16 protein-coding genes are annotated in these 10,609 nt (G+C 46.2%); 2 read left to right on the plus strand and 14 right to left on the minus strand.

Features of this window, described 5'->3' with window-relative positions:
* Positions 1-11: 11 nt before the first annotated feature.
* The 14 genes from PACILC2_RS00335 to PACILC2_RS00400 all read right to left on the minus strand — a co-directional run bounded on the left by PACILC2_RS00335 (position 12) and on the right by PACILC2_RS00400 (position 8,075).
* Positions 12-308, minus strand: a complete 297-nt coding sequence (locus PACILC2_RS00335; protein ID WP_213526716.1) for a hypothetical protein — start codon at positions 306-308, stop codon at positions 12-14.
* The gene (locus tag PACILC2_RS00340) at positions 305-748 is read right to left on the minus strand and encodes a YopX family phage-derived protein (RefSeq protein WP_213526718.1); all 444 of its coding nucleotides are present in this window, start codon (positions 746-748) and stop codon (positions 305-307) included. The genes PACILC2_RS00335 and PACILC2_RS00340 overlap by 4 nt, the downstream gene beginning before the upstream one ends.
* The gene (locus PACILC2_RS00345) at positions 741-974 is read right to left on the minus strand and encodes a hypothetical protein (RefSeq protein WP_213526720.1); all 234 of its coding nucleotides are present in this window, start codon (positions 972-974) and stop codon (positions 741-743) included. The genes PACILC2_RS00340 and PACILC2_RS00345 overlap by 8 nt, the downstream gene beginning before the upstream one ends.
* Positions 967-1,569, minus strand: a complete 603-nt coding sequence (locus tag PACILC2_RS26030) for a hypothetical protein (RefSeq protein WP_244863114.1) — start codon at positions 1,567-1,569, stop codon at positions 967-969. Before PACILC2_RS26030 ends, PACILC2_RS00345 begins: the two co-directional genes overlap by 8 nt.
* Positions 1,559-1,741, minus strand: coding sequence for a hypothetical protein (locus PACILC2_RS00355; protein ID WP_213526722.1), 183 nt, complete (start codon positions 1,739-1,741; stop codon positions 1,559-1,561). The genes PACILC2_RS26030 and PACILC2_RS00355 overlap by 11 nt, the downstream gene beginning before the upstream one ends.
* 41 nt (positions 1,742-1,782) lie before the next feature.
* Positions 1,783-2,034 carry a hypothetical protein gene (locus tag PACILC2_RS00360; RefSeq protein ID WP_213526724.1) on the minus strand — a complete coding sequence of 84 codons (252 nt, stop codon included), beginning with the start codon at positions 2,032-2,034 and terminating at the stop codon, positions 1,783-1,785.
* 126 nt (positions 2,035-2,160) lie between these two features.
* Positions 2,161-2,397 (minus strand): hypothetical protein, encoded by a 237-nt coding sequence (locus PACILC2_RS00365; RefSeq protein WP_213526726.1) that lies wholly within the window; start codon positions 2,395-2,397, stop codon positions 2,161-2,163.
* A gap of 19 nt (positions 2,398-2,416) precedes the next feature.
* On the minus strand, positions 2,417-2,782 hold the full coding sequence (locus tag PACILC2_RS00370) for a hypothetical protein (protein ID WP_213526728.1): 366 nt from the start codon (positions 2,780-2,782) through the stop codon (positions 2,417-2,419).
* A gap of 312 nt (positions 2,783-3,094) precedes the next feature.
* A complete protein-coding gene (locus PACILC2_RS00375; protein WP_213526730.1) occupies positions 3,095-4,204 on the minus strand; it encodes a DNA cytosine methyltransferase in 1,110 nt (369 codons plus the stop codon).
* 405 nt (positions 4,205-4,609) lie between these two features.
* Positions 4,610-5,311: an ERF family protein gene (locus PACILC2_RS00380; protein WP_280515242.1), complete on the minus strand. Its 702-nt coding sequence runs from the start codon at positions 5,309-5,311 to the stop codon at positions 4,610-4,612.
* Positions 5,312-5,338: 27 nt separating this feature from the next.
* Complete coding sequence (locus PACILC2_RS00385; RefSeq protein ID WP_213526734.1) at positions 5,339-5,830, minus strand: siphovirus Gp157 family protein; 492 nt, start codon at positions 5,828-5,830, stop codon at positions 5,339-5,341.
* Between the two features lie 779 nt (positions 5,831-6,609).
* Entirely contained in the window at positions 6,610-6,948 is a 339-nt protein-coding gene (locus PACILC2_RS00390) for a helix-turn-helix domain-containing protein (protein WP_213526736.1), read from the minus strand.
* Entirely contained in the window at positions 6,948-7,784 is an 837-nt protein-coding gene (locus tag PACILC2_RS00395; protein WP_213526738.1) for a phage antirepressor, read from the minus strand. Before PACILC2_RS00395 ends, PACILC2_RS00390 begins: the two co-directional genes overlap by 1 nt.
* A 93-nt stretch (positions 7,785-7,877) precedes the next feature.
* Complete coding sequence (locus PACILC2_RS00400; RefSeq protein WP_213526739.1) at positions 7,878-8,075, minus strand: helix-turn-helix domain-containing protein; 198 nt, start codon at positions 8,073-8,075, stop codon at positions 7,878-7,880.
* A 227-nt stretch (positions 8,076-8,302) separates the two neighbouring features.
* Here PACILC2_RS00400 and PACILC2_RS00405 point away from each other — a divergent pair, with 227 nt between their 5' ends.
* Both PACILC2_RS00405 and PACILC2_RS00410 read left to right on the plus strand, forming a co-directional pair.
* Positions 8,303-8,587 (plus strand): helix-turn-helix domain-containing protein, encoded by a 285-nt coding sequence (locus PACILC2_RS00405; protein ID WP_244863115.1) that lies wholly within the window; start codon positions 8,303-8,305, stop codon positions 8,585-8,587.
* A 569-nt stretch (positions 8,588-9,156) separates the two neighbouring features.
* Positions 9,157-10,602 carry a recombinase family protein gene (locus PACILC2_RS00410; RefSeq protein WP_213526740.1) on the plus strand — a complete coding sequence of 482 codons (1,446 nt, stop codon included), beginning with the start codon at positions 9,157-9,159 and terminating at the stop codon, positions 10,600-10,602.
* Positions 10,603-10,609: the final 7 nt, after the last annotated feature.

A 10,609-nucleotide genomic window follows, 5' to 3' on the forward strand; every position in this document is an offset into this window, starting at 1 on the left:
AGTCAACCGCATCATGCGTTTTCCCTCCCTTTTCGCCACTCGTCATACTCGTCCTCACTAACAAAACCCTTTGTCTTAATCCAACAAAAGACACCTGCGTAATTAACTGCAAGATAAGCCAAATCAATATCATTTTCATCTAAGCCGTCGGTTGCTTCTGCCAATTGCTCTGCCGTAAACCCGGATTCGAGTAAGACTCTCCTATTTTCTTCGGTGTTTGCCGCAAGTACATATTCCAGTTCTCCGCATGATGCTGACCAATCAACCACGGTCAGGCTATTTAAAGCGTCGACCATCTTCTTATTCATTCGTTCCCGTCTCCTTTCAGCAGATGGGGATGCTCGTATATGTTGCCGATGACTTCAAGCTCATCATCGTTGTACCAGACCATGTACAAGTTAAACGGTACGTCCGATCCAAAGTAAGGATCATCTTTAGTTCTCCATATCTGCCATTGACCACCATCGAAAACGACAACGCCTTTGTATTGCGTATCATGTCCGTTATAGTCGAATATCGCAAACTGGATGATGTCATGTTCGTAGATTTCTTTTTCCCACTGCTTGTCTTTGAGGCCGGTGTATTGCATGACTATAAAATCGCCCGAATCAATCAATCCGCCGAATGTTCTGCAGCTAAACGGCCAGGCTTCATGTCTCTTGTGGATGTCATAAACCATCTGCGCAGGGATCGGTTTTGCAAGGTAAGGATTTCCCTTATACCACGCCCGAAACTTTATCTCACGCATTGTTATCCTCCTTCTCCGGCTCCTCTTCAACAAATACACAATCCTTCTTGCTTACCCATCCATAAGGCCATCCAGCCTGTTCAACAGTAGTGCGCACAATCAGATTTTCTCGATTCCGACTACATTCACTATGAATAATAAATTCCTGACCTATCTTGTCGGTATACCAATTCTGTCGATGATCCGACGAAATGATGCGAATTTTTCTACCACGCAATTTACTCATGTCGCTCCTCCTCCTTCTCCGGCGCGTTGATGCGACGTGCATTGTCTGCGATCATCATGGCGAAATTGGCTACATCTGCGGCCTCGCTAATAATTTTCTTCGGATCATCATGCAAATCCCGAACCAGATCAACCGCCCGAAGTAATTCTGTCGATTCCTCTTTCAAGCGACTGAAAAGCCAATAGATACTCTCATTTTCCCATCCGCCTTTATGATCATTCTCGCGCAGATTTTCCTCCATCTGCTCTGCGAACCACTGCACCTCTGACCGGAGCGATTCCCGTTGCGTCTCCGTTGGTTCGGTTGTGGCGGAGAGGGCTTCTTGGATTATGTCTCTGATGCGAATACCGTTAAACGATATATCTACTGCTTCATGCTGTAACACCTTCCCCAACGCCTCCCGCAACCTCTGGACTTCTGCCTGCGATTCTTCCGTTGCGTCGAAACGGCCGGAATGAATAGCTTTTTTGACTTGCCGGAATGCCCATCTATCTGCTTTTTCTACCTCGCTGTTACCGCTCGAAAGATCAATTTCAACGTCCAACCACTTCAACAACGACTGTCCGTCTATTAACTTCGCCTGTTTATTGATCATGGGATTCACCTTCCTCCATGTTGTACACGGATTCATTTCCGAGTTTCGTTTCTACAAAATCTGACTCATAGTCTCCATCTTCGTATTTTCGCAACGCTTCGCTTTCGTCCGGTGCGTCGATCTCGACGTACCCCCATACTTCACGGCAGATGGTTAGCCTGTACTTAGGCATTCCCGATCCTCTCCTTATTCCCTTATGGGGTGATGGGTGGATTAAAACGGTAATTCGTCCAGATGGCCGGCGATATATCGTTTTGCGATTTCTCGTTTTTCCTCTTCGAGCAAATCAGCCTCTCCGAATTTACGAACGATCTTTTTGAGCGGCCAATAGGCTCCTGTTGCCTCAATGATCGCTACATCACCGCCACATGTTCCCCTGATTTCTGTCGGGTAAGAAACGACTGTGCCGCGTTCAAGTCCTCTCATGGTCTGGCAGACGACTTCATGTCCAACAGCGATTTCCATGCGAAGATCAGAACAATCGAACAGATATTTTTTTCACTCCCCGGATGCTTAACAAAACAAACGTACATATCCCCTATATCCTCCTTTGGGCTGTATGCCTTATTCCCTTATGGGGTGATGGGTGGGTTAAATGCGTATCAATCTGCAATCTTCTTCCGCAATGTAGTAGGCGGTGTCGAGATAATCTCCGAGACGTCGCCGCACTTTCTCAGCTTCCGATTCGGTCAGTTTGATACCTTGCGGATTACGTTCCACTTCAAACTTTTCTCCGATCATTCCGGCGTACCAATACGACGATCTCTCCGCTTTCGTTATCCTCGCCCGCAGGCGTTGATGGATCAGTTTTATGTTTGATTGGCCCATGTATATCCTCCTATGGGGGTTACCATTGGCTAACTGAAAAACTGGCTACAATTTCGCCGGAAACATTAATCTCACCGCGTAAATGACTCTTTGATAGTGGCGTGCGTTTATGATCAGCGTATAATGCCGAGTATCGTTCTTTTTTTTCCGATAGTACGTACGACCACACTTTATAAGATTCCGCATGTTTTTCTGGATCGCCCGATTCATAACCCCACGAATAAAAGTCTTCTTCGATCTGCTTTTCTAGGTCATCGGTATCATCAGTGACATAAAAACGATCTTTGTCCTCGTGATACATCAGAAAAACGTCGTCGTGTAAGCCGTCTGGAAGGTTTCGCTTAATATGACGGACGGCTTCATAAATTGAGTCAAAGCGTTTCATATCCCCTCTGTCCTCCTTACAGGGGAGGATGTTTGTCCTCCCTCAGAATAGTGTCAATTGCTCCGGCTCCGGCACAAACGTAATTGCTTGTGCGTCAAACTGATCGGCCGGCCATCTGCCGCAATAGTCAGGGCCACGAAAAAACACGATTACATGGCCGTGACTCCCTACGATCAATCTTGCGACCTCTCGGACCGGTACCCCATCCAACTTGTGCGTCCAATCGCCGGGAGGTTGGGATAGGATTTCTTGCGTAAGACGCACTGACTCTTCGTATGTGATGATAGGTGCTGTCTGCATCCTCTCTCCCCCTCACTGGCCCCGAAGCCAATCGTCTATCAATTTGATTGCGTACAGGACCGGGTAAATCTGTAGCGGATCAACCGCGTTGCCAAGTGCCTTTAACCGAGCCACCCGGTTTTTGACGCCTGTCGCCACCCGCGGCGGCTCCCATTCGTGCTGCGGTTGCCCCATAAGCGCCGGTTGCGGGTAGCCTGCGACAAAGTCGGCCAGCGCGTCCAGCGGATTCAAACCTCCGTCCAGCCAATTGGAAAATTCATCAACGCCTCGACCCATGCCGGGTTGAGTTGGCCGCCGACGTTGTGCGGCTCCGTACACCCCACCGCTCCAACCAGCATTGTTCCGTGCGTTCCATTCGCTTCCGATGGAGCCAGCGGGCGAATTGGCTTCCAGTCCTGGCTTGCTGTCGGAGTCGGCCAAAGTTTCATTTCCCTCATCACCGCTCCAGGTACTGTGTCCCGTTCGATCTGTGACGGCGGCAACGTCGAGTTCTTGGCATCCTGCGCCGCTGGTGTTGGCCAAAATTTCACCGCTCGAACAAGTCCTTCGTGTGTCGGAGACGATCTTTTTCTGTCCTTGTTCTGCAGTGGTAGATTCGCTGCTGACGTTGCATCGAATGTCCTCGGTGTAGGCCACAATGAACACCCGGTCTCGTCGGTGGCTGGCATAGACAGCTGCAGCTGGAATAACAAACGGTTGCGCGGTGTAGCCCTCGTTTTCCAGGTCAGATAGGACGTCGTCGAGCCCCAAAGTGATGTGTCCAGCAACATTTTCGCCAACAAACCAACGGGGCCGGATTTCCGATAAGATTCGCTTAACCTCCGGCCAGAGGTGGCGGTCGTCTTCCGCGCCTCTTCGCTTCCCGGCGTGAGAAAAAGGCTGGCATGGGTATCCGGCGGAAATAAGGTCAATTGCTCGACCTGCTCCGATGATGCCAAGTCGTTCCAGCTCCTTTCGTGTAAAGTTGTGTACGTCATCAATGATCGGGACACCCGGCCAATGCTTCCGAAGCACTTGCTGCGGAAACGGTTCGCGCTCACAAAACACAACCGTCTCCATGCCGGCCCACTCCGCCGCCAGGTCAATTCCGCCGATGCCGCTGAATAGGCTGGCTTTACGCACCCTCTCTCCCCCTTATATCTCCTCTAAATCTTTTTTCCTTACCCTTGTACGTACTGTCCCATGAGCTTCATTCGAAATGATTCCGCCCACTCTCGTCCCTCAGCGGTATAATCAATCCAGTGATGGCATGTTCCACTGTTAACGCTAGGCCCACAAAGTAAGGCAATGTCATGCTCGGTCGTACGCTCTAGCTTCCATCTGCGGACAAGATGTGCCCGTTGTAGGCCCATTCGCTTACCTGTAGGGTCAAATGTACCCGGCGCCCATCCGCAGCGCTCACATCTTCCTCCAGCGCGTTCGTGTACCTTCTGGGAGACAGAGGGGCTTATGTTACCCCTCTGCTTTGCTGTGGGCTTGAAACGCTTATATGAAGGTTTTGGTACTGGATTAGCCATGGCGTTCCTCCTATGCCGATTTCTGCAGATAGGCGATAAATTCACTTGCTTGCTTCTTTGTAAGCTGTTTTGTACTCTCGACGTTGTACATGGCTTGCAGTAATTCGCGGTAATCTGCGTCATTGATTTGCCGCTCATTTTTGAGTCGTCCGATCATTTTGAGTTGCGCTTCCGACACGGTGTCAGGCGCTGTATTTTGCCCTGTAGTGGATTGTGCGCGTCGGTTTGTATATTGGGTACCCTGTGCCTGTTGCTGGCCTTGTTGAGTCGCTGAACGGCTATATTGTGCATTTAAAACATCGCTTGCGGTATGGTCGCCATCATCCCCAGTCGAAATCATGAACGTCTGACGTTGCATGTACTTAAATGCTCCTGTCATGGCTTTATTAGATCCTTTGTCTTGGTTGTCAGAACCATAGCCGATGGATTGTACCTCAATGCTTTCTCCAGTCTCGGCGTCGCAGATTTGATAGGTTACTTTGACTTTGGTGATTGGTGCCTTGATTTCTTTGTCGTACTGGAAGGTTTCGATGTAGAAAAAGTCCTCTTCTACCTTGACCGGGAAAATAACGAGATTATGTTTGATAAATGCCGCTTGAAGTTCTCCTGTTGTCTGCTCTTCCGAAAGATAGTCATACATTTTCTTTCCATTACGGTCTGTAACAGAACCATCTTTTCGAAGCTGACCGACTTCGGACATGACAGCAACAATTTTTGATAAAGTTTGGCCTTGCTCATATCATCTCACCTTCAATTTCAAATCCTGCCGAAGTTCCACTCCCGGCACTTCCTGACCGCTTTCAATCGCTTCCTTGATGGCCACTTTATCCGGTTCAACGGAAAGGTTCGTGCGAAGGAATTGCTCCGGTATCTTCGATTTGTCCAGCACTTCGACTCTCGGAGGATTAAGTCCAAGCTTGATCTTAAACAGCGGAGACTTCACTTCCGTCACGTTCGCATTCTTCATTTCCCGTTCCACGTATTCGTGCAGCCACTTCGCTTCCCGATCCAGTTTGTCTGCGTGCTGCTGCAGCCGGTAAATTTCCGATTTGATGATGTCTCGTTCAGCGCACTTGCTGCGCCAGAGTTTGATGATCGATTCAACCTTGTCGTTAAAACTGCCTTCCAGCGATTCAAGCGTGTCTTCCAGACCTTCCACACCGTTTTCGAGCATTTCCGAAACTTGAGTAAGCTTATCGCTTAACTCGTATAAAGTGAATGACTTGGCCATGATTTTCAGTCCTCCCTCAATTGTCTTCCTTGATTTAATCCGTTTTTCCAAGATTCATAGAGCAAGGTATCAAAGGTATCTTTCGTGCTTTTGTCCCACCCATATAGCCATTCGACGAAACTTCTTTCTGTTGGCGTGAGTTTTCGGCCTATGGCCGTTTCGATATGATCAAGGTTCACAGATATCCACCTTTGCGGTATAATGGAACTGACCATTTTACTTGCCGCCTTCTCCAGAGGCGGTTTGTTTATGCCCTCTTTCCCATGCGCTTTTGATTAAGGAGCAGTATGCGGGCGATCTGCCGTCCGTTAGCAAGTCTTCTCATCCGTTTAGCTAACCAGAGATAATCATTCACTTTGCTTTCACCCCTTTCCGTTTAGCCTTCTGGACCAGATTGTAAAACAGATGGATGTCTGCACTGATCTTGTCAACTTCTTCTTGCGTGATTTCCTTCTCAGTCTTCATAGCAGCTCAATCCCTTCCTCTCTCGCACAGTCTTCACAAAGCCTCGTGCGTCCGAATCGAACTCTTGCTTCAAACGTTTCGCATACGTCACAGGCGTCCGGTATTGAGGTGGGGAAGCGCGGGTGACGGATTGGCATAGGGTATCCGGTACGTTCGGTACGGATGATTGCAGGATGGTCCATGGTTATGCTCCTTTCCGTTTATTGAGCTTGTCCATATATTTGATCTCCAGATGGGCTACAAGTTGGTGAATGCGAATCCATGCATGGTCAGACATGCCTTGGGGTTTCATTGTCTTACCTCCTTTTCCATGATCAATTTTTGTAATTCGAAAAACGTATAATCGCAAATGCTAGCAACTTTGCATGAGTTACCGGCTTGCCTTCTTCAAATTTTCGAAGCTTGTTTTCTGATACCCCGATATATTCAGCAAGCTCCGCTACTGTATAATCATTTTCCTCACGAAGCTTTTTACAGTGTTGTCCTTCTTCAATCCAACGTGGCGTGTTTTTCTTAATGAATTTTGATCGCCTGGGTTCGCATTCTCGGTGGTAGTATAGGGTCCCACTGTTTCCGATGATGGCGACGTACTGATGTTCTTCTGTAACGGTTAGATAGCAAGCTGGGCAAATTCCGTGAATGATTTTATCCACTACGCTGTCACCTTGCGATCCATGTAAGGAACAATGTTACGCTTGGCCAAAATTTCATGGATGAACAGCCTTCCCTTTTGCGTCCATTTTGTGACCATCGTCACATCCGGTTCCCCGTTGCTTCTGACAATGTCGATCGTTTCTGACTTCGTGTATCCGCTGTCCGCATGCTTTTTGTAAAGCACCCATTGTTTATTTACCTTGTACTGAACGCCTTCTTCATGCAGTATCTTGTTCAGTTCAGTACCGGTCAGTCCGTAGTCCTTTGCAATCTGCGTGATCGTTACTGTTGCCTTTGATTTCAAAATTTGATCTACATACCGAGCTTTAGGCTGCAATTGACTTATGATGATTTCCTTTTGAGCATTTTCAAGTCGCAGAGCTTCGTTCTTTTCCGCCAAGTCCGCAGCCAAGCGCAATGCTTCTGGCAGTGTCCGAGGGATCATATCGTATGAACCAGTCTTGCGAATAGTTGGAAGTACCTCTTCGAAAATCCAATGCTCAAATTGCTCGGCTTTCGCTCTGATTTCTTGGTTTCTTGATTGGTCGGCTGCCTTCACAATCAGGCGGTATACGTCACCTTCGGGGATGATGTTGGTTTCTTGGATGCTCTCTCCTACAAAGCCATGTTGGTTTTCCTGTCTGTGGGGTATTCCCAACTTGGTAATACCCCTGCAATGGGATATAACCGCCTTGCTCGGATTGGCATATTCCAAAGCGCGAGCAACATCGACACCGACGAAATACGGTTTCCCATTCAATTCAACCGCCCGAACATTCCCAAACATTGGGTGATTAAAGATTTGCGGTTTGCTGAATCGATTAGATATTTGCATTTTCATACCACCTTTCAAGTTTTCATAACGTGTTATAAAATTTGTATAATGATCAAGTCGGGTTACACATATCGTGTATTTTTTGATTAAAAATTAGATTGCTCTGTCAACCAATTCATCGACCGGAACGTTTAAGATATCAGCAATGATCTTAGCTTGATCAAACTTCAGGCGAACCCGTCCATTTTCAATGTTCGAGTAGCCACTAGCATAAGTGTAACCAAGCTTTTTAGAAATAAAGGTTTGGCTGATACCGCGTTGAAGCCGGAGTTGCCGAAGTTTATGATACATTTGTTTCACCTCCTTAGTATTACTCGTTTTGTGTAACTCCATGTCTCAATAATAAATACTCTTTTTGTGTAAGTCAATAGTTTTTTATTCTTTTTGTGTAATAAATTATTTTTTTCGTGTAACGGTGGTATAGTGTTGAAGGAGGTGCTTATTATGTCTATTCTGGGTGAACGGTTACGTGAACTCAGGGAAAAAAGGGTTGGTCTCAAAGATATGTCGCCCAGAAAATTGGAGTAAAACAAAGCAGTACTTATGCGAATTGGGAATATGGGTTGCGCGACCCTGATACGGATACTTTGAAAATTCTTGCAGATTTATATGGGGTTTCTGTCGATTATCTGTTAGGAAGAGATAAAAAAGAGAGCGAATACACGCTCTCGGAAAGTAAAATCGATTATATCATCAAAGAAACAGAAAAGGAGTATGGAGTTAATCTTCGGGATGATCCTGTTGTGGAAAACATGGTACGTGAAGTCCTTCGCTCTTTGGCAAAGATGAAGAAACGAGATTGAGCCAAAATTTCAATAACTCTTCCTCAGAGGCACGTAGACCTTTCATACGAATGATTTCTTTTGTCATATACTTCACGTCCATTCGCACAACCCCTTTTAAGTTATTTGAACAATGATCGGTGATTTTATAGTAACACAACGGCCATTGTTTTAGAACATATGTTCGCGTAAAAGGGATAAAAGGTGGCACGGTTAACTTGAAACCGCGCCGCCATAAGCTGGCATATGAACTAGGAAATTCGCATCATTCCGATGTAAGTAAATTGTAAGCGCATTAATATATTTATTGCAAGCCGGAAATTGGAAGACAATCAAATTTTTATGTTCTTGCTAGGAAATTTTATATAAAATGATTCTGGAGACTCATTATAAGAAGAATATAAGGAGAGATTTGAATGAAAAAGAAAACAATTATGCTTATGCTTAAACTAATAAAGGGCGCAGATGTTGCACCATCTACGCACCTGGCTCATCACCGCTTTAAGAACGGCCGGCTGGATAAGTGCGATCAGAAATAGACCGTTACCTTTCTGTGGGGCGGTCTATTTCGTTTATCGTTAGGAGGAAACATGATGAAAGTAGTTCTATACCTGCGTGTAAGTACGATTGAGCAAGCAGAGGAAGGATTTTCGATCCGTGCGCAGAAGACACAGTTGCTAGATTATTGCCGGGTAAACGATTATGAAGTGGTCGAGATATACATTGACGATGGATACAGTGCTAAGGATACGAATCGGCCAGCACTCAAACAGCTTCTCAAAGACGCGGAAAAGGGGCAGTTTAAGGCTGTACTTGTTTATAAACTCGACCGTTTTACAAGGTCTGTACGCGACTTATATGACCTTCTAGGGTATCTGAGCGGATTTGGTGTGGACTTTGTGTCCAAACAGGAAAAGTTTGATACCACTACAGCAATGGGTCGTGCGATGATCGGGATTCTTGGCGTATTTGCTCAATTTGAACGGGAGCTTATCTCTGAGAGGGTGAGGATGGGTCAGGAGCAGAAAGTAAAGGAGGGAAAACGTCACGGAGGTAGGTATCCTTACGGTTATGACAATGAAGGAAAGATAATCCCGCATGAATTTGAAGTCCTGCGGCGTATCCGTCACATGTACATGAAAGAGCGTATGAGTTATAAGAAGATTGCGATTCAGCTAAATCAAGAGGGGATAACTCGTCGTGGATACGAATGGCGAGCATCAACGGTTGCCATGACGTTGGAAAACCCATTTTATGCGGGTATCATACAATACGGCGAGAGAATGGCTAATGGAAAATACCCTCAACGGTATCGGGATAAAAAAATTGAGGTCATACGGTCTATTGGAGACCATGAACCGGTTTGGACGCAGGAAGAATACGAGGAGCATTACCGCTTAATGCACATGAGAAAAGGTTCTGGATACTCCCGCAAGCTGGAATACTGGTTTACGGGCCTTCTTCGCTGCGGAAGATGCGGTTCAGCTATGCATGGACGATTAACAACGAGTCGCAAGCGCAAAGACGGATCAATCGTTCGCACACCGTATTATATTTGCAATCGTAGGAAAGATAACGATACATGTCGCATGCCAATATTTAGGCAGGTTCACATTGAACACCTGGTCATGGAATACATAAACAATTTACAAATAGATCAGGCACTAAAAGTTTCAGAGCAACGAAAGATAAAAAAGCAACAAGCCAATATTGAAAAACAGATACAGAAACTAAAGCGTGACCTTGAGTCGATCAAAGAACGTAAAAAGAAATGGCAATACATGTTCGTTGAGGAATTGATAACGGCAGATATATTGCGTGAACGTCTGGACGAAGAAAATTCAAAGGAGATGGAACTGCAGCAAAAATTGGACGAGCTGCAATCAAGAGAACGAGAAACACCCGCGATTCAAAACATGCTCGTATCCATGGCCGATCTGTGGCCCGTTATGAATGACGAAGAGAAAAAGAGATACTCTACACGATCTTTGAAGAGATTCGAGTACATACCACAGAAGAAAATCCAAAAGGTGTAAAGAACAA

The sequence above is a fragment of the Paenibacillus cisolokensis genome (assembly GCF_018403665.1).
GTDB lineage: Bacteria > Bacillota > Bacilli > Paenibacillales > Paenibacillaceae > Paenibacillus_AH > Paenibacillus_AH cisolokensis.

Coding starts and splice junctions, on each gene's coding strand:
- PACILC2_RS00385 (WP_213526734.1), bottom strand. CDS start 5,830: ATGGCCAAGTCATTCACTTTATACGAGTTAAGCGATAAGCTTACTCAA.
- PACILC2_RS00355 (WP_213526722.1), bottom strand. CDS start 1,741: ATGCCTAAGTACAGGCTAACCATCTGCCGTGAAGTATGGGGGTACGTC.
- PACILC2_RS00365 (WP_213526726.1), bottom strand. CDS start 2,397: ATGGGCCAATCAAACATAAAACTGATCCATCAACGCCTGCGGGCGAGG.
- PACILC2_RS00400 (WP_213526739.1), bottom strand. CDS start 8,075: ATGTATCATAAACTTCGGCAACTCCGGCTTCAACGCGGTATCAGCCAA.
- PACILC2_RS00345 (WP_213526720.1), bottom strand. CDS start 974: ATGAGTAAATTGCGTGGTAGAAAAATTCGCATCATTTCGTCGGATCAT.
- PACILC2_RS00370 (WP_213526728.1), bottom strand. CDS start 2,782: ATGAAACGCTTTGACTCAATTTATGAAGCCGTCCGTCATATTAAGCGA.
- PACILC2_RS00335 (WP_213526716.1), bottom strand. CDS start 308: ATGAATAAGAAGATGGTCGACGCTTTAAATAGCCTGACCGTGGTTGAT.
- PACILC2_RS26030 (WP_244863114.1), bottom strand. CDS start 1,569: ATGATCAATAAACAGGCGAAGTTAATAGACGGACAGTCGTTGTTGAAG.
- PACILC2_RS00360 (WP_213526724.1), bottom strand. CDS start 2,034: ATGGAAATCGCTGTTGGACATGAAGTCGTCTGCCAGACCATGAGAGGA.
- PACILC2_RS00395 (WP_213526738.1), bottom strand. CDS start 7,784: ATGCAAATATCTAATCGATTCAGCAAACCGCAAATCTTTAATCACCCA.
- PACILC2_RS00410 (WP_213526740.1), top strand. CDS start 9,157: ATGATGAAAGTAGTTCTATACCTGCGTGTAAGTACGATTGAGCAAGCA.
- PACILC2_RS00340 (WP_213526718.1), bottom strand. CDS start 748: ATGCGTGAGATAAAGTTTCGGGCGTGGTATAAGGGAAATCCTTACCTT.